Consider the following 17,290-nt stretch of genomic DNA (forward strand, 5'->3'; position numbering starts at 1 on the left):
ATAACGGGTTAAATAAAAACGAACTGAATGGCACGACTTTCGCTCTAAATTTCCTCAAAGCATGCCGTGTGAAGGCAATGGGGCAAGGCCTGGTTCGATAGCTTACTAATCGTCATCAGGCAGACTAGACTTACGCCAAATGTCCTACGGGACTGATGGATCAGTACGACACGCAGCCCAAAGCCGCTCTCACCCAGCCTGTAAGACAGACTTACTGCTTAGGGGCTCACGCCATATGAAATCACCTTCCCAGACCAATGCAATTGACTTTGACAGTGCCAAATTGCAACGCCTGGGTTTCGGTCAGCAGCCGCCTCTTCTGGAGCGGCCCGCCAGTCTCGCCCAATTGCGCCAGCAACTGAGCCTGCAACTGCAAACCAGTCTTGAACCACAACGCATCCTCGGTCTGTTTTTCCGTGAAGTTCAGCGTCTCGTGCCGCTGGATGCCTTGAGTTACGTGCACCAAGGGAGTGACCTGCGCCTGGAGTTCGGCGCTCGCGGTCATCACTCGGTCAGCTACACCTTGAGCCACGAAGGTGAGCATATGGGCGAATTGATGTTTCGCCGCAACCAACGTTTCAACGAGCAGGAACAGAGCAATCTAGAATCGCTGCTGTCGTCACTGCTGTATCCGATGCGCAACGCTCTGCTGTACCGCGCCGCCACCCAAAGCGCCCTGCGCGATCCACTGACCGGCGCCGGCAACCGCATCGCGATGGAGCAGACACTGCAACGCGAGATCGAGATGTCCCGCCGACACCTGCAGCCGTTGTCGGTGTTGATGCTGGACATCGACCACTTCAAACGGGTCAACGACAGTCATGGTCACAGCACTGGCGATGACGTGCTTAAAGCCGTGGCCGCGTCGATCAAGGGTCAGTTGCGCAACGTCGACATGGTGTTTCGCTATGGCGGGGAAGAGTTTCTGATCCTGCTGTCCAATACCAGCCGGGAAGCGGCGGCGATGGTTGGCGAGCGTCTGCGTTATGCGGCGCAGGCGGCGGAGTATTACGCCGATGGAAAGTTGATAGAGCTGACGGTCAGCCTGGGCTGCTCGACCCTGCTGCCGGGTGAGTCGGCAGAAAGCCTGTTGCGCCGCGCTGACAGCGCGCTGTACGTGGCCAAGCGCGAGGGGCGGAATCGATTGGCGATGGCGGGCTGAGTTTTTCCATCTGTCACAAATCAGTGTGGGAGCGAGCTCGCTCGCGAAAGCGGTGTATCAGTTGAACAACGGCTAACTGACACGACCTCTTCGCGAGCAGGCTCGCTCCCACATTTTTTTGCGCAGTGTTCTCAGGATCAGCTCTCGACCACAGTCCTGCGCTCACGGGTTACCAGCAAACGCTCGGAAGTGTCAAGCTGCATGCACCGCTCCAGGAACAGGTACATGTAGTCATAGCTCTTGCAGATCGCTTGGCGCAACTCGGCCTGCAAGGCCTTGCTCGGGTTCATGCCCGCCAGGGTGCAGATGATTTCCAGCGCTTCCCACGGATGAGCATCGTCATACTGGGCATGCATTTTCAGCCATTTCATCGCACGCTTGCGGTCTTCTTCGGGGAACGCTGCGGCGTACACCCCGGTAGAACAGACGACCGCCGACCACTCCCCGGTCGCACCCTCGATGGCATAATTGGTGGCGGCAATGGCCACAATCAGTGAGTCGGCGGAGCTGGTGTGCCAGCACCAATGACTCAAGGCATGCAACTCAGGCGGTACGTGCTGGGCCTGGAGATCTTCCAGACTCACACCGTGTGCGCGACTCCAGTGCACCCAGTAGTCGGCGTGATTGAGTTCAACGCGAATGTTGCGCATCAGCCAACGCCGCGCCATGTCTTCACCGGGGTGACGGGCGAATTTGGTTTTGGTCAGGTTCTGCGCCATGTACAACGCGAACTGCTCAACTACCGGCCAGCCCCCGATCAGGTACTGGCGCATGGTTTTGGCGCTGAGTTTGTTATCACGCATGCGCAGGTAAAGTTCATGTTCGACAACCCGGCGCTTGCTCTCGCTGCAATCCTCAATGAGCTGTTGTGCCCAGGCAGGATAACTTGCAGCTTCCATGAGTGGTCCGGTTCGGTTGAATGTGTCGATCACTGTTCGGCTCCTTTTGATTTGTGATTGTAAGGATCGGCGAGAGACTTCAACGGAACGTGCCAGGCGCTTTGAATAACAGCGGCTGCGGCCTGGCGGGCCGACTTTGCAAACTGTCGCAGGTAAACAATTGCGGGCGTTCGATAACGTAACCCTGAGCGTAATCCACACCAATTTCAAGCAGTGCCTGCTCGATCTGGGTTGTTTCAACAAACTCGGCAATTGTCTGCTTACCCATGACATGCCCGATGTGATTGATCACTTCGACCATTGCGCGGTTAATCGGATCGTCCAGCATATCCTTTACGAAACTCCCGTCGATCTTCAGGAAGTCTACAGGCAAATGTTTCAGATAAGCGAATGAAGACATTCCGGCACAAAAGTCATCTAACGAAAAATAACAACCTAAGCCCTTGAGTTCATTAATAAATCTAATTGCGCTGCCCAAGTTTGAAATTGCACTGGTTTCAGTAATTTCAAAACAAATCATTTCAGGCGGTATCGAATAGTTAACAAACTGTTCTCGCAGAAAGTGCAAAAACGCGTCATCTCCTATAGTAATGCCTGACAGATTAATCGCACACATCGCCAATGGCCCTTCATGTTCTTGCGCAATACATTGAGCAATAACCTTGAATACGTTTTGCACTACCCAACGATCCAGTTGACTCATCAAGCCATAGCGTTCGGCGGCAGGAATAAAACTGTTCGGCAGAATCATCCGACCGGCTTCATCGTGCAGACGCAGCAGGACTTCAATGTGCCCTCTGTCGCCGCCACCCTGTTTCAACGGCGCGATTTCCTGGGCATAAAGGCAGAAGCGATTCTCTTCCAGCGCCATATGCAAACGTTGCACCCAGGCCATTTCACCAAAGCGCAGTGAGAGTTCGGAGTCGTCAGGGTGGTAAACCTGGACCCTGTTGCGGCCTTTTTCCTTGGCCATGTAGCAGGCCATATCGGCAGCACGCAGCGAGGCTTCAAGCGTCGTCGGGTTTTGTGCAACATGCACCAGACCTATACTCACCGTGGTCAGGAATGGCCGCCCTTTCCAGACAAAGTGCAGGTTCTGCACTGTCTGGCGTAGTGCATCGGCGATCTTCTCCGCCGCTTCCGGCGCGCAGTTTTCCAGCAGAATGCCAAATTCGTCACCGCCAAGCCGCGCCAGCGTATCGCCTTCGCGCAGCCCCGACTGCAGCAAGGTGCAGATGTGCCGCAACAGCTCATCGCCCGCAGCATGGCCGCAGGTATCGTTGACCAGCTTGAACTGATCCAGATCGAGGAACATCAGCGCATGCCGCCCGGACTGGCGCGTGAGGTTGTGCAGCGCCTGCTCCAGGCGATATTCAAACTCACGACGATTCGCCAGTCCGGTCAACGCATCATGGGTGGCCTGCCAGGAAAGATTAGCGATGTATTGCCGCTCCTGGGTCATGTCGTGCAGCACCAGCACCGTGCCACTGACCTTGCCGGCATTGCGGATCGGCGCTCCGACCAGCGTCACCGAAAGCGTGCTGCCATCCAGGCGCTGAATCAGCTTGGAGTGCTCGCTGCCGCCGCTGAGCTGGCCGCTGAGAATGTGCTCGATCAGGGTCAGGCCTTCGGCCTGGGCGTTGTCGTCGAGCAAATTGAACAGCGCCGCCAAGGGCAAACCGGCGGCCTGCTCGGCCTTCCAGTGGGTCATGGCTTCAGCGGCGGGGTTCATGTAGTCAATGGCACCGGTCACGTCGGTGGTGATGACGCCATCACCAATCGATTGCAACGTCACATGTGCACGATCTTTTTCCATCTGCAACGCCTCGGCAAAGGCATGGCGCTGCTTGAGCAATTTGTGGGTACGCCACAAGGCCAGCACGATCAGCCCAAGCGCCGTGGCAAGGTTGGTGAACAGCAGCAGCCGCAGGATCATCCGCGAGCCTTCGCCCAGGGCATCGCTGAACGCTTTCGCCGCCGGGGTCACACCATCGTTGATCGCAAAGATCCGCGCCTTCCAGCGCTGGATATCAGCCTCGGTAGCAGCATTGTCGACGATACGTTGATGCATCTCGCGCGCCACGTCATGAAGTTCGATCAGATAAGCATCACCGACCGTCCAGCGGTCGATAGCGGTTTCCAGGTAACTGAAGTGACGGAAGTTGAGGTACAGCCAGATCACGCTGGAGACGTCGTCAGGATGGTTGCCGCCCTTGAGAATGCCGTCACGCGCCGATTGCAGATCCGGCGGCTGACGGTCCAGCGCCACGCGCAACTGATGACCGCCCTGGGGCACGGCAATCGCACTTTGGTATTTGAGAAAAATCGCCTCGTCACGACTGTCGGCGTAGAGATTGAGGTAGTAAATGGCGTCTTTCTGGCCCTTGGACCAGAGACTTTCCCCCGCCACGTAACCGCGAACGGCCGAGAGCACGTAAAGACTCACCCCGCCCAATAACGCCTGAAACAACACGACGGCAATAAATGGCCAGACGATGCCCAACAACCGTGGCGTTCCGAGAGTCCGCTTTTGCTTCATGAGATCCCTTGCGCAAGCACTGCCAGATGAGCACCGGAAAATACCGCTCCTGACAGCTCAGCCTAGGCTAATTTTCGACATGTCCAAAGGACAGCTGTGCCGTCCTCTATGCCGATCGTGCAACCTGGCTGTACGGTGAGGTAATCCGGGCGTTTTTATTCGAAGCAATTCAAGCACTAAGCACAGAAACGCGGACAAAACTCAAGGGCGCTGGATTTGTTGCAAGTGACCGTAGAGTTTGGCGTACAGCCCGCCGTCGGCAATCAACTGCTGATGATCGCCGTCTTCGGCCACTTGCCCACCGTCGAACACCAAGACCCGATCCGCTTGCTTCACCGCCGACAAGCGGTGGGCGATGATCAGCGTGGTGCGACCATTGAGGAACCGCGCCATGGCCTGATGCAGGTTGTATTCGGTGGCGGCATCAAGGGCTGAGGTGGCTTCGTCGAGGATTACCACTTTCGGCTCGGCGAGAATCATCCGTGCAATCGCCAGACGCTGGCGCTGACCGCCGGACAAGCGCACGCCGGAACGCCCGACGATGCTGTTCAGGCCATCCGGCAAGGCGCGGATGGTGGGTTCGAGCTGAGCGATTTCCAGTGCCTGCCAGCAGGCTTCGTCACTGCGCGTGCGGCCCATGGTCAGGTTGGCGCGCACGGTATCGTTGAACAGCGCTGGGTGTTGCAATACCACAGCGACGTTTTCCCGAACGGTCTCCAGCCCGATTTCCTGCTGGGTCGAACCGCCGAAACGGATGGTGCCGGCCAGCGGCGTGTACAACCCAAGCAGCAATTGCACCAGGGTACTTTTGCCGCCGCCGCTGGCACCGACAATCGCCACTTTCTCCCCCGGGGCGATGGACAGGTTCAACTGATCCAGTACCAGTTCATCGCCGTAACCGAAGATCAGGCCTTGCACCTGAATGCCCACGGTGTCGCGGCCCTTGAACGGATCAACACCACCCGGATATTGCGGCTCATCGGCCCGCGCCAGCAATTCATTGATGCGTGCCAGCGCGCCGCCAGCCGCGTAGTAAGCGTATTGCAGATTCAGCAGTTGCTCCACGGGGCCGATCATGAACCACAGGTAACTGAATACCGCGAGCATCTGACCGATCGACAGGTCAGAGAACAACACGGTGAGCATCGCCGCTGCGCGGAAAATGTCGATGCCGAACTGGAACAGCAGCCCGCTGGCGCGATTGGAGGCGTCGGTTTTCCACTGAGAATTGACCGCGTAGTTACGCACCTCTTGCGCTCGCAGGCCGAGCCGGCCAAGGAAGTAACCCTGACGGTTGCCCGCGCGCACTTCCTGGATCGAATCGAGGGTTTCACTCAACGCCTGAGTGAACCGCGCCGTACTGTCGTTCTCGAGTTTCTTCAGGTGTTTGACCCGTTTGCCCAACTGCACCGTGGCGTAGATCACCAGCGGATTGAACAGCAGAATCAGCAGCGCCAGTTTCCAGTGCATCCACATCAGGATGCTCGCGGTGCCGACCAGCGTCAGCATCGCCACCAGAAAACGGCTTAGGGTTTCGCCGACAAACTTGTCGAGGGTGTCCAGATCGGTAACCAGGTGCGTGGTCACCGTGCCGCTGCCGAGACTCTCGTATTCGCCGAGGGAAATGCGTTTGAGCCGTTCGATCAGGCGCACGCGAATGCGATAGACGATGTCCTTGGCCAGCCGGGCGAACAGGCGCGACTGCAACACACCAAAGCACAACGCGCTGCAACGCAGAGTCAGGGTGAGCACCAGCATCAAGCCGATATAACCCGCTGCTTGCTGCCACATGCTCGGCAGTACATGGTTCATGATTTTCAGCGCGGCGTCGCCGTGACCGAGCAGGACTTCGTCCACCAGCAATGGCAGCAGCAACGGAATCGGCACGCTGCACAGCGTCGCCAGCACAGCCACGCCGTTGGCGATCCACAGGGATTTTTTGTGATGGAGTGCCAGTCGCCGGACTTCTGCCCAGCTCAGCCGGTCGACACGCTTTACGGCTGGCGTGTCATCGGCTCGGTCAGGCACAGGCTGCGCGCTCCAGCCAACGACCGAGCAGTGGCGACAATTCGCTGAGCGGTTGATAACCGTTGGTCAGCAACGCCAGTTGGCCGTTGCGTTCGGCGAGCAAGGTCGGGAAACCGGCGATGCCCAGATCCTGCACCCAACTGAAATCAGCCTGAGTCGCTTTGTGTTGATCGGCATGATCGAACAACGCGGCAAATTCGATACGCGGCACACCGGCCTGCTCTGCCAGTTCGACCAGCACGCTGGCCTGGGTGACATCGCGACCTTCAGCGTAAAACGCCTGCTGGATCAGTCCGACCAGTGTCCATGCGCAATCCGGCGCCAGGCTCCGTGCCGTGACAATCGCCCGGCAAGCAGGCTCGGTATCGTAGACAAAACCATCAGGCAACGCGCCGTCAAACTTGAACGGCTGGCCGGTAGCCTCGGTGACCGCTTGCCAGTGTTCGAGAATGTAACGTCGGGTGGTCGGCTCCAGCGCCGCACCGCTACCCGTGCGCAATCCGCCAACGACAAGATGCAACTCGACCCCGGCTGCCTGCGCCTGTTCGACCAGTGCCTTGGCCACCGGAGCGAACCCCCAGCACCAGGAACACATCGGGTCCATTACATAGAGCAGGCGCGCAGACATGGTTAAGCCTCGGTGGATGCTTGCTTATAGTTGTAGCCGATCGGGTGCGGCTGGTTGCGGGCCTTGGCCAGTTCAATCTGCTTCTGCCGATCGATGGCGCTGCGGCGGGTTTTCTCGCTCAGGGTGTCCCAGCAGTGCGGGCAACTGACGCCGGCCACGTAATGCTCGGAGGCACGATCTTCAACGCTGACCGGTGTGCGGCAGGCATGACATTGATCGTAGTCGCCTTCGCTGAGGTCGTGACGCACGGTCACACGGTTGTCGAACACAAAGCAGTCGCCCTGCCACTTGGTTTCTTCCTGCGGCACCTCTTCGAGGTACTTCAGAATGCCGCCCTTGAGGTGATAAACCTCTTCGAAACCCTCCCCCAGCATGTAGCTCGAGGCCTTCTCGCAGCGAATGCCGCCCGTGCAGAACATCGCGATCTTCTTGTGCACGGCCGGATCGAAGTGTTCTTTGATGTAGTCGGGGAATTCGCGAAAACTGGTGGTTTTCGGATCGATGGCGCCTTCGAAGGTGCCGATCGACACTTCGTAATCGTTGCGGGTATCGATCAACAGCACTTCAGGGTCGCTGATCAACGCGTTCCAGTCTTGCGGATCAACGTAGGTGCCGACCTTCTTGTTCGGGTCGACGCCTTCGACACCGAGGGTGACGATCTCTTTCTTGAGCTTGACCTTGGTGCGGTAGAACGGCTGCTCGTCGCAGTACGATTCCTTGTGATCGATGTCGATCATGCGCGGATCGTTCTTGAGCCAGGCGAGCAGGCCGTCGATGCCTTCACGCGTGCCGGAAACCGTGCCGTTGATGCCTTCTTCGGCGATCAGCAGGGTGCCTTTGATGGCATTGTCGACCATCGCTTGCAGCAGTGGCTCGCGCAGGTTGACGTAATCTTCGAGGGTGACGAACTTATACAGTGCCGCCACGACAATCGGTTGTGTCATGGGTATTTCTCCAGGTGGCTACCCTCGCAAAGGGTGAACCGGATACGAAAAAAAACGCGCCGGGTGAGCGGCGCGTTGCGGATTCTAGCAAAAACATCACTCTCTGCGGCAGCCACCTGTAGGAGCTGCCGCAGGCTGCGATCGTTTGATCTTAATGTTTGCTACCGCCGGCACAGGTCGGCGACGCCGGGGCGGCGCCGATCTCTGCCCATTCCTGCGGGGTGTAGGTGTGCAGCGCCAACGCATGGAACTCGCCCATCAGCTCGCCGAGCGTGCCATAGACTTTCTGGTGGCGCTTGACCCGGTTCAGGCCGTCGAACTGCGCGCTGACCACCACAGCCTTGTAGTGGGTTTGCAACCCGCGACTGTGCATGTGGCTTTCATCCAGCACTTGCAGATGCTCAGGCTGAAGCAGTGCCAGCGTCGATTCGATGCGTTGTTGCATGGTCATCACGAACTCCGCTTATGGCTTTTTCTTGGCCGGAGCAGCGCCTTTCGGTGCCAGCTCGTTGGTCATGTCGTCGAGCAACTTGTTGACGACAGGAACGGCGCTTTCCAGTTTGGCCTGGGTCATCTGGGCCGATTGCTGGGTCAGCTGCGGCATTTTTTCCAGGACTTTCTTGCCCAGTGGCGACTTGTAGAAAGCGACCAGGTCTTTGAGCTCGGATTCGCTGAAGTTGCTGGTGTAGAGCTTGACCATGTCGGGCTTCAGCTTGTTCCAGCCAATGGCCTGATCCAGGGCGGCGTTGGCTTTGGCCTGGTAGGTTTCCAGCGTGGCTTTCTTTGATTCCGGGGCCTTGGTCTGTTCAAAACGCTGGGCGAACATTTGCTGCACTTGCATGTACACCGGAGTGCCCAGTTTGTCAGCGTGCGCCAGGGTCAGGAAAGCTTCGGCACTGGCGTTGTGGCTGGCGGTATCGGCAAGCACCTGGCCGCTGGCGCAAACCAGTGCAACCGCGGTACAGATGGCACGAAGACGAGTCATCGAGTTTCCTTTTCTAGCTAACGAGGTAAAACCCCAAGGGCGACCATTCTGCGCCTAAAAAACGCTATGGCTCAACCCCCGCGCCTTGCCGCGCTTGATTGGCGGGGTTTTACCAGTCAACAATCGGATTGATGGAACCACCTGGGCCGACGCCGGCCTAATCAGCGCAAACAGACCAACAGGAGTGTGCACGATGAGCCGTATCGAAACCGACAGCCTGGGCCAGATCGAAGTCCCGGACGACGCCTACTGGGGTGCTCAGACGCAACGCTCGCTGATCAACTTCGCCATTGGCCAGGAGCGCATGCCACTGCCGGTGCTGCACGCTCTGGCCCTGATCAAGAAAGCCGCCGCCCGGGTCAACGACCGTAATGGCGACCTGCCCGCCGACATCGCGCGCCTGATCGAACAAGCCGCCGACGAAGTGCTCGACGGCCAGCACGACGATCAGTTCCCGCTGGTGGTCTGGCAGACCGGCAGCGGCACCCAGAGCAACATGAACGTCAACGAAGTGATCGCCGGTCGCGCCAATGAACTGGCCGGCAACCCGCGCGGCGGCAAAATCCCGGTACACCCGAACGACCACGTCAACCGCTCTCAAAGCTCCAACGACTGCTTCCCCACCGCCATGAGCATCGCCACAGCGAAAGCTGTACAGGAACAACTGTTGCCAGCGATCGCCGAGCTGTCCGGCGGCTTGGCCGAACTCGCTGCGCGGCACATGAAGCTGGTGAAAACCGGCCGCACGCACATGATGGATGCGACGCCAATCACCTTCGGCCAGGAACTGTCCGGCTTCATCGCGCAACTGGATTACGCCGAACGAGCGATCCGCGCGGCACTGCCGGCGGTCTGTGAACTGGCACAGGGCGGCACCGCCGTCGGCACCGGGCTGAACTCACCGCACGGTTTTGGCGAGGCCATTGCCGCAGAACTGGCGGCATTGTCCGGTTTGCCCTTCGTCACCGCACCGAACAAGTTCGCGGCGCTGGCCGGGCACGAGCCGCTGACCAGCCTGTCCGGCGCCTTGAAAACCCTCGCCGTGGCACTGATGAAAATCGCCAATGACCTGCGTCTGCTCGGTTCCGGTCCACGCGCAGGCTTCGCTGAAGTGAGGCTGCCGGCCAACGAACCGGGCAGCTCGATCATGCCTGGCAAGGTCAACCCGACCCAGTGCGAAGCATTATCGATGCTCGCCTGCCAGGTGCTGGGCAACGACGTGACGATCGGCATTGCCGCGAGCCAGGGCCACTTGCAGTTGAACGTGTTCAAACCGGTGATCATCCACAATCTGCTGCAATCGATCCGCCTGCTCGGCGATGGTTGCAGCAACTTCCAGCAGCACTGCATTGCCGGGCTCGAACCGGATGCCGAAGTCATGGCCAAACATCTGGAACGTGGGCTGATGCTGGTGACGGCGTTGAATCCGCACATCGGTTACGACAAGTCGGCGGAAATCGCCAAGAAGGCTTACAGCGAAGGAAAGACTTTGCGTGAGGCAGCGCTTGAGTTGGGTTATCTGACCGATGAACAATTCGATGCGTGGGTGCGTCCGGAGAACATGATCGAGGCCGGGGCCAAGGGCTAACAGCAAAAAGATCGCAGCGTGCCGCAGCTCCTACAGGGAAACGCATTCCAAATGTAGGAGCTGCGGCACGCTGCGATCCTTTGATCTTCAAGCCATGCGCAGCCGCCGCGCCTTCAGCCCGGCGATCAACGAAGGCCCCAGCGCCACCAGCGCCGAGCCCAACACCACCAGCACCGCCCCGCCATAACCCAGGCCGTTGATCTGCTCGGCATGCACATAGTCCGGCCATATCCACGCCGCAATCGCCACTGCCCCGAACGTCACCAACGGCGTTATCGCCAACGTCGCACTGACCCGCGATGCCTCCCAATGCGCCAGCGCTTCGGCGAACGCGCCATAAGCGATCAGCGTATTCATGCAGCATGCCAGCAGCAGCCAGCCTTGCAGCGGACTCAATTGCAGCGCTTCGAGCGGATGCACCCAGGGCGTCAGCAACAACGCGCAGAACAGGTAGATCACCATCATCACCTGCAGCGAATTCCACACCGTCAGCAATTGCTTCTGGCCCAGCGCATAGAAGGTCCAGACCGTCGACGCCAATAACACCAGCAACACCCCGGCGGTGTAATCCGACAGCGAAGTCAGCAACTCCGCGAGACGCTGATTGAAGAACAACACAAAACCGATCAGCAACACTGCCAGACCGATGCCCTGACCGGTACTGAATCGCTCCTTGAACACGAACAGGCTGGCGATCAGCAACATGATCGGCCCCATCTGCACCACCAGTTGCGCGGTGCCGGGGCTGAGCAGATTGAGGCCCATCAGGTACAGCACGTAGTTACCGACCAGGCCAAGCACCGCCATCAGCACCAGCCAGCCGCCCTTGGGGCCGAGCACTTTACGACTCGGCAGGCGTCTGGTCGCCGCCAGATAAATGAACAGGCAGCCGCCGGACACCAGCAAGCGAAACTAGGTCACGGTGACAGGGTCCATCACCAGCAGTACCTGTTTGAGTTTGATCGGCAGGATGCCCCACAAAAATGCGGTCAGCAGCGCCAGGCACAAGCCATATACCCAGCGCCCCGATGAAATGTGCATGCGAACCCCGACGGCTGCTGACAAGAGCCGTCATTCTAGGCGCAGTGCCGAACGCGACACAGGGACAGTTGGAGACACGCCGCGAATGAAACTGTGCAGGTCGCAGCATTAAATTGACGAGGCGCCGTTGATCGGCTGGGCAGGCAAGGTAAGTGCTTCAGGCATAAGCTCATTGGATCCACTCGCAATCAATGCACGTCAGGAGACCCGTCATGTTAGGCATGCGCGCCCAAGACCCTGCCCCCGCCACACAGTTTCGCAGCGACCGCGTATGCCGGGTGAATGGCGAACTGTTTTTCAGCACTCGGGAAAATACCCTTGAAGGGCCGTTTGACAGTCACGAGAAAGCCGAGCGGGGGATAAAGGCTTATATCGCGCGGATGCAGGTTATGGATTCCAACAGATAAACTGCGGTGCTTCCTTCGCGAGCAGGCTCGCTCCCACAGTTGAAATGCATTCCAAATGTGGGAGCGAGCCTGCTCGCGAAAGCGCTAGAACGAACAACAAACTCTTTGGAGCCTAGCGCAACGCCTCAAACAACCCCGTCGCCCCCATCCCGCCGCCCACGCACATCGTGACGACGCCGTAACGCAGATTGCGCCGCTGCAACTCCCTCACCAGATGCCCGACCTGCCGCGATCCGGTCATGCCGAACGGGTGGCCAATGGAAATCGACCCGCCATTGACGTTGTATTTGTCATTGTCGATCTCCAGCCGATCCCGGGCGTACAGGCACTGCGAAGCAAAGGCCTCGTTCAGTTCCCACAAATCGATGTCCGCCACTTGCAAACCCTTGGCCTTGAGCAGTTTCGGCACCGAGAACACCGGGCCGATGCCCATTTCGTCCGGCTCGCAACCGGCGACGGTGAAACCACGGAAAAACGCTTTCGGCTTGAGCCCCAGTTGCAGGGCCTTTTCCAGGCTCATGACCAAGGTCATCGATGCACCGTCGGACAGTTGCGACGAGTTGCCCGCCGTTACCGAACCGTCGTCAGCAAACACCGGCTTCAATCCGGCGAGGCTTTCGTAAGTGGTGTCCGGACGGTTGCAGTCGTCGCGCTCGACGATGCCATCGAGGATCTGCACTTCGCCGCTGTTCTTGTCCTCGACCCGGTACTTCACCGCCATCGGCACGATTTCATCATCAAACAACCCAGCCGCCTGCGCCTGCGCCGTGCGCAGCTGACTTTGCAGCGAATAGCGATCCTGGGCTTCGCGGCTGACGCCATAACGCCGTGCCACCACTTCAGCGGTCTGGCCCATCGTGTAGTAGATGCCCGGTGTCTGCTGCTTGAGCAACGGGTTGATCAAGTGATCGGTGTTGACGCTTTTCAGGGTCAGGCTGATCGACTCGACGCCGCCGGCGACGATGATGTCGCTGCAACCCGAAGCGATCTGGTTGGCGGCGATCGCAATCGCCTGCAAACCGGAAGAACAGAAACGGTTGAGGGTCATCCCGGCAACGCCGGTGCCCAATTGCGAGAGCACCGCGACGTTGCGGCCGATGTTGTAGCCCTGCGCGCCCTCGTTGGAACCGGCACCGACGATGCAGTCCTCGACGCTGGCCGGGTCGATGTCGTTGCGCTCAAGCAGTGCATTGACACAATGCGCTGCCATGTCATCGGGACGGGTCTGGTTGAACTTGCCGCGAAAGGACTTGGCCAGCCCGGTTCGTACGCTGTCGACGATCACCACTTCACGCATGGCATACCTCATTGTTGTTGTCGGTTGAGAGTGGCTCGAGCATAAGCCCACCAAATGACCGACCGCGACAATCATTCACCCCGCGTATGCGTGCCCATCGCTTCAGTCCTTGTGCTTTTTGGCCTTCTTGTCGGACTTCTCGAAAGCCTCTTCCAGCGCGAGGTTGATCGTGCGCAACACCTTGACCCGCGCCCAGCGTTTGTCGTTGGCCTCGACCAATGTCCACGGAGAAATCTCGGTGCTGGTGCGGTCGACCATGTCCCCCACGGCAGCACGGTAGGCGTCCCACTTGTCGCGGTTGCGCCAGTCGTCTTCGGTGATTTTGAAGCGCTTGAACGGAATTTCTTCGCGCGCCTGAAAGCGCTCCATCTGCGTGTCCTTATCGATGGCCAGCCAGAACTTGACCACGATCACCCCGGCGTCAGCGATCTGCTCTTCATAATCATTGATTTCACTGTAGGCGCGCAGCCAGTCGGCCGGGCTGCAAAAGCCTTCGATGCGCTCCACCAACACCCGGCCATACCACGAGCGGTCGAATACGGTGAACTTGCCCCGCGCGGGCAGATGCCGCCAGAAGCGCCACAAATACGGCTGCGCCCGCTCCTCCTCGGTCGGCGCGGCAATCGGCACGATGCTGTACTGGCGTGGATCGAGCGCCGCCGCCACCCGGCGAATCGCCCCGCCCTTGCCCGCCGCATCGTTACCTTCAAACACGGCCACCAAAGCGTGGCGGCGCATGCGTTTGTCGCGCATCAGCCCCGACAGTCGCGCCTGCTCGGTGATCAGTTGCTCTTCGTAGTCTTTCTTCTCCAGGCGCTGAGTCAGGTCGAGGCTGTCAAGCAGGTTCAACTGATCGACCGCCGTGCCCAACGGTGCTGCGTTGACTTCCTCGGCGTGCACATCCGGGCGCTTCAGGGCGTTTTGCAGGCCCTCAAGGAGAATCTTGCCGACCGCCAGACTGCGGTAGTTGGCGTCCATGCCTTCAATGACGTGCCACGGTGCGTAGTCGCGACTGGTGCGGCGCAGCACGCGCTCGCCGTATTTGACGAACTTGTCGTAGGTTTGCGATTGCTGCCAGTCCAGCGGGCTGATGCGCCAGCTGTGCAGCGGGTCATCGGCGAGAGACTTGAGCCGCGCTTTCATCTGCTTCTTGGACAGGTGAAACCAGAACTTGAAGATCAGCGCGCCTTCATCGCAGAGCATTTTTTCCAGGCGTTCGGCGGCGTTGATCGCCTGATCCAGGCGCGGATCCTTGAACAAACCGTGCACCCGCCCCTGCAGCATCTGGCTGTACCAGTTACCGAAGAAAACCCCCATACGCCCCTTGGCCGGCAGCATCCGCCAATAGCGCCACGCCGGTGGGTGCGCCAGCTCTTCATCAGTCTGCTGGTCGAAGGTGCGCACCTCAATCAGGCGCGGGTCCATCCACTCGTTGAGCAGCTTGACCGTCTCGCCCTTGCCCGCACCTTCGATGCCGTTGATCAAAATGATCACCGGGAAACGCTTTTGCTGCTGCAATTCGAACTGGGCTTCCAGCAACGCCTCACGCAGCGCCGGGACGGCGGCCTCGTAAGTGTCTTTGTCGATGGCGTGACCGATTTCAGCGGATTCAAACATTGGACGGCTCCTTCCAGGGTTCAGCAAGACTAGCGGATTGGGCACAGGCGCGGCGCGGAAATTCCCGCGGGTGGCGGATTGTCCTTGAGACATCTCGAGCAAGCCTTGCCATGGATCAAGCAGCGCCTGCGCGATCGGCTAGAATGGCCGCCTAGTCGTTGCCGAGCCTGCCATGAAACCTGTAATGCCCCACGCCCAACTCGACTGGGATGATCAGGGACGCCCGCGTTCGCGAGTGTTCGATGACGTGTATTTTTCCGACAAGTCGGGGCTGGATGAAACCCGTTATGTGTTCCTTGAACAGAACCGTTTGGCCGAGCGTTTTGCCGCGTTGCCGGAGAATGGGCGCCTGGTCATCGGTGAAACCGGGTTCGGCACCGGGCTGAATTTTCTCTGCGCCTGGCAACTGTTCGAGCAACACGCGGTAGCGGGCTCCAGGCTGCATTTTGTCAGTGTCGAAAAGTACCCGTTGAGCCCGGCCGACCTGCAACGCGCGTTGGCCTTGTGGCCAGAACTCAAACCGCTGGCCGATCAGTTGCTCAAGCATTACGTGGCCATTCATCAAGGCTTCCAACGCATCACGTTGGCCGACGGTCGGGTGACGTTGACGCTGCTGATCGGCGATGCCCTGGAACAATTGCCACAGCTGGATGCACAGATCGATGCGTGGTTCCTCGACGGTTTTGCCCCGGCAAAAAACCCGGACATGTGGACCGCCGAGCTGTTCGTCGAACTGGCCCGACTGGCGGCCTCCGGCTCGACCATCAGTACCTTCACCAGCACCGGTTGGGTGCGGCGCTTGCTCAACGCTGCCGGGTTCAAGATGAAACGCACGCCGGGCATCGGCCACAAGTGGGAAATCCTCCGTGGCGAGTTCCTCGGCTGGCCACAGGAAGTGCCACCGCCAGCCCCCGAGAAACCCTGGTTCGCGCGCCCTGCCCCTCTGACCGGTGAGCGCCGGGCGCTGGTGATTGGCGCAGGTCTGGCGGGCTGCGCCACGGCGGCCAGCCTTGCAGCGCGCGGCTGGCAGGTGAGTTTGCTCGAACGCCACGACGCCGTGGCTCAAGAAGCCTCGGGCAATCCGCAAGGTGTGCTGTATCTGAAACTGTCGGCCCATGGCACCGCACTATCGCAACTGATCGTCAGCGGCTTCGGTTACACCCGCCGCCTGCTCGAAAGTCTGCAACGCGGTACCGACTGGGACGATTGCGGCGTGCTGCAACTGGCGTTCAATGCCAAGGAAGCCGAACGCCACGCTCAACTGGCAGAAGCCTTCCCGACAGACCTGTTGCAGTGGCTCGACCAGCCTCAAGCGCAGGCCCGCGCCGGCGTGGGTCTGGAGCATGGTGGTTTGTACTATCCCGAAGGGGGTTGGGTGCATCCGCCCGCGCTGTGTCAGGCACAGGCCATGCAACCGAACGTCGAAATGCTCAGCCATCGCGAAGTGCTGGAAGTGCGCAAGGTAGATGATCAATGGCAAGCCTTCGACGGTGACCGTTTGCTCGCCAGCGCTCCCGTCGTGGTGCTGGCCGGTGCTGCCGAGATCAAACGTTTCGCGCAAAGCGCCGAGTTACCGCTCAAGCGTATTCGCGGACAGATCACACGCTTGGCGCAGACGGAACAAAGCCAGGCACTGGCCACAGTGGTGTGCGCTGAAGGCTACGTCGCACCCGCACGACTGGGTGAACACACCCTCGGCGCCAGTTTCGATTTCAACAGCGACGACCTGACCCCGACCATCGCCGAACACCTCGGGAACCTGGCGATGCTCGAAGAGATTTCCAGTGATCTGGTGACACGTCTGCATATCGATCCGCAGGACACTGAAAACCTGCAGGGCCGCGCGGCTTTCCGCTGCACAAGCCCGGACTACCTGCCGATCGTCGGCCCCCTCGCCGACCGTGCTGCGTTCACTCAAGCGTACGCGGCGCTGAGCAAGGATGCCCGACAAGTGCCGGACATCGCCTGCCCTTGGCTCGACGGTCTATACGTCAACAGCGGCCATGGCTCGCGCGGTCTGATCACCGCGCCACTGTCCGGAGAACTGCTCGCGGCCTGGTTGAACGATGAGCCGTTGCCACTACCAAGAAGCGTTGCCGAGGCCTGTCACCCCAACCGTTTCGCGTTACGTCAGCTGATACGCGGCAAGTAAAGC

At 59.4% G+C, this 17,290-nt stretch carries 13 protein-coding genes and 1 pseudogene; 4 read left to right on the top strand and 10 right to left on the bottom strand.

The window, feature by feature from the left end; genetic code table 11:
• Positions 1-235: 235 nt before the first annotated feature.
• Entirely contained in the window at positions 236-1,162 is a 927-nt protein-coding gene (locus IAI51_RS06540) for a GGDEF domain-containing protein (RefSeq protein ID WP_187677735.1), read from the top strand.
• 137 nt (positions 1,163-1,299) lie between these two features.
• On the opposite strand, the gene IAI51_RS06545 is transcribed toward IAI51_RS06540, so the two are convergent.
• From IAI51_RS06545 to IAI51_RS06575, 7 genes are all read right to left on the bottom strand, one after another.
• Positions 1,300-2,094, bottom strand: a complete 795-nt coding sequence (locus IAI51_RS06545; protein ID WP_187677736.1) for a TenA family transcriptional regulator — start codon at positions 2,092-2,094, stop codon at positions 1,300-1,302.
• A 46-nt stretch (positions 2,095-2,140) separates the two neighbouring features.
• Positions 2,141-4,600, bottom strand: a complete 2,460-nt coding sequence (locus IAI51_RS06550) for an EAL domain-containing protein (protein WP_187677737.1) — start codon at positions 4,598-4,600, stop codon at positions 2,141-2,143.
• Positions 4,601-4,801: 201 nt separating this feature from the next.
• On the bottom strand, positions 4,802-6,628 hold the full coding sequence (locus IAI51_RS06555) for an ABC transporter ATP-binding protein (RefSeq protein WP_187677738.1): 1,827 nt from the start codon (positions 6,626-6,628) through the stop codon (positions 4,802-4,804).
• Positions 6,621-7,223, bottom strand: coding sequence for a DsbA family protein (locus tag IAI51_RS06560; protein ID WP_171061881.1), 603 nt, complete (start codon positions 7,221-7,223; stop codon positions 6,621-6,623). The genes IAI51_RS06555 and IAI51_RS06560 overlap by 8 nt, the downstream gene beginning before the upstream one ends.
• A 35-nt stretch (positions 7,224-7,258) precedes the next feature.
• Positions 7,259-8,200, bottom strand: coding sequence for a rhodanese-related sulfurtransferase (locus tag IAI51_RS06565; RefSeq protein ID WP_187677739.1), 942 nt, complete (start codon positions 8,198-8,200; stop codon positions 7,259-7,261).
• Between the two features lie 151 nt (positions 8,201-8,351).
• Complete coding sequence (locus tag IAI51_RS06570; protein ID WP_064391455.1) at positions 8,352-8,651, bottom strand: BolA family protein; 300 nt, start codon at positions 8,649-8,651, stop codon at positions 8,352-8,354.
• 12 nt (positions 8,652-8,663) lie between these two features.
• Positions 8,664-9,185 carry a DUF2059 domain-containing protein gene (locus IAI51_RS06575; RefSeq protein ID WP_187677740.1) on the bottom strand — a complete coding sequence of 174 codons (522 nt, stop codon included), beginning with the start codon at positions 9,183-9,185 and terminating at the stop codon, positions 8,664-8,666.
• Between the two features lie 193 nt (positions 9,186-9,378).
• Between IAI51_RS06575 and IAI51_RS06580 the strand changes: the two genes are divergently transcribed.
• On the top strand, positions 9,379-10,773 hold the full coding sequence (locus IAI51_RS06580) for a class II fumarate hydratase (protein ID WP_187677741.1): 1,395 nt from the start codon (positions 9,379-9,381) through the stop codon (positions 10,771-10,773).
• Positions 10,774-10,860: 87 nt separating this feature from the next.
• On the opposite strand, the pseudogene IAI51_RS06585 reads toward IAI51_RS06580, so the two are convergent.
• Positions 10,861-11,814, bottom strand: a pseudogene (locus IAI51_RS06585) (DMT family transporter).
• Between the two features lie 212 nt (positions 11,815-12,026).
• Between IAI51_RS06585 and IAI51_RS06590 the strand changes: the two are divergent.
• Positions 12,027-12,221, top strand: a complete 195-nt coding sequence (locus IAI51_RS06590; protein ID WP_187677742.1) for a DUF6316 family protein — start codon at positions 12,027-12,029, stop codon at positions 12,219-12,221.
• A gap of 112 nt (positions 12,222-12,333) precedes the next feature.
• Here IAI51_RS06590 and IAI51_RS06595 read toward each other — a convergent pair whose 3' ends face one another.
• Complete coding sequence (locus IAI51_RS06595; RefSeq protein WP_187677743.1) at positions 12,334-13,518, bottom strand: thiolase family protein; 1,185 nt, start codon at positions 13,516-13,518, stop codon at positions 12,334-12,336.
• A gap of 102 nt (positions 13,519-13,620) precedes the next feature.
• Complete coding sequence (pap, locus tag IAI51_RS06600) at positions 13,621-15,135, bottom strand: polyphosphate:AMP phosphotransferase (protein WP_187677744.1); 1,515 nt, start codon at positions 15,133-15,135, stop codon at positions 13,621-13,623.
• Positions 15,136-15,307: 172 nt separating this feature from the next.
• On the opposite strand from pap, the gene mnmC reads away from it, so the two are divergent.
• A complete protein-coding gene (mnmC, locus tag IAI51_RS06605; RefSeq protein WP_187677745.1) occupies positions 15,308-17,287 on the top strand; it encodes a bifunctional tRNA (5-methylaminomethyl-2-thiouridine)(34)-methyltransferase MnmD/FAD-dependent 5-carboxymethylaminomethyl-2-thiouridine(34) oxidoreductase MnmC in 1,980 nt (659 codons plus the stop codon).
• Positions 17,288-17,290: the final 3 nt, after the last annotated feature.

It is taken from the genome of Pseudomonas sp. N40(2020), from assembly GCF_014472415.1.
Taxonomy (GTDB): Bacteria; Pseudomonadota; Gammaproteobacteria; order Pseudomonadales; family Pseudomonadaceae; genus Aquipseudomonas.

Excerpts from the sequence above, each read along its gene's own strand:
- IAI51_RS06540 (WP_187677735.1), top strand. The coding sequence starts at position 236 with ATGAAATCACCTTCCCAGACCAATGCAATTGACTTTGACAGTGCCAAA.
- pap (WP_187677744.1), bottom strand. The coding sequence starts at position 15,135 with ATGTTTGAATCCGCTGAAATCGGTCACGCCATCGACAAAGACACTTAC.
- IAI51_RS06590 (WP_187677742.1), top strand. The coding sequence starts at position 12,027 with ATGTTAGGCATGCGCGCCCAAGACCCTGCCCCCGCCACACAGTTTCGC.
- IAI51_RS06575 (WP_187677740.1), bottom strand. The coding sequence starts at position 9,185 with ATGACTCGTCTTCGTGCCATCTGTACCGCGGTTGCACTGGTTTGCGCC.
- IAI51_RS06595 (WP_187677743.1), bottom strand. The coding sequence starts at position 13,518 with ATGCGTGAAGTGGTGATCGTCGACAGCGTACGAACCGGGCTGGCCAAG.
- IAI51_RS06560 (WP_171061881.1), bottom strand. The coding sequence starts at position 7,223 with ATGTGTTCCTGGTGCTGGGGGTTCGCTCCGGTGGCCAAGGCACTGGTC.
- IAI51_RS06550 (WP_187677737.1), bottom strand. The coding sequence starts at position 4,600 with ATGAAGCAAAAGCGGACTCTCGGAACGCCACGGTTGTTGGGCATCGTC.
- IAI51_RS06570 (WP_064391455.1), bottom strand. The coding sequence starts at position 8,651 with ATGACCATGCAACAACGCATCGAATCGACGCTGGCACTGCTTCAGCCT.
- mnmC (WP_187677745.1), top strand. The coding sequence starts at position 15,308 with ATGAAACCTGTAATGCCCCACGCCCAACTCGACTGGGATGATCAGGGA.
- IAI51_RS06565 (WP_187677739.1), bottom strand. The coding sequence starts at position 8,200 with ATGACACAACCGATTGTCGTGGCGGCACTGTATAAGTTCGTCACCCTC.
- IAI51_RS06580 (WP_187677741.1), top strand. The coding sequence starts at position 9,379 with ATGAGCCGTATCGAAACCGACAGCCTGGGCCAGATCGAAGTCCCGGAC.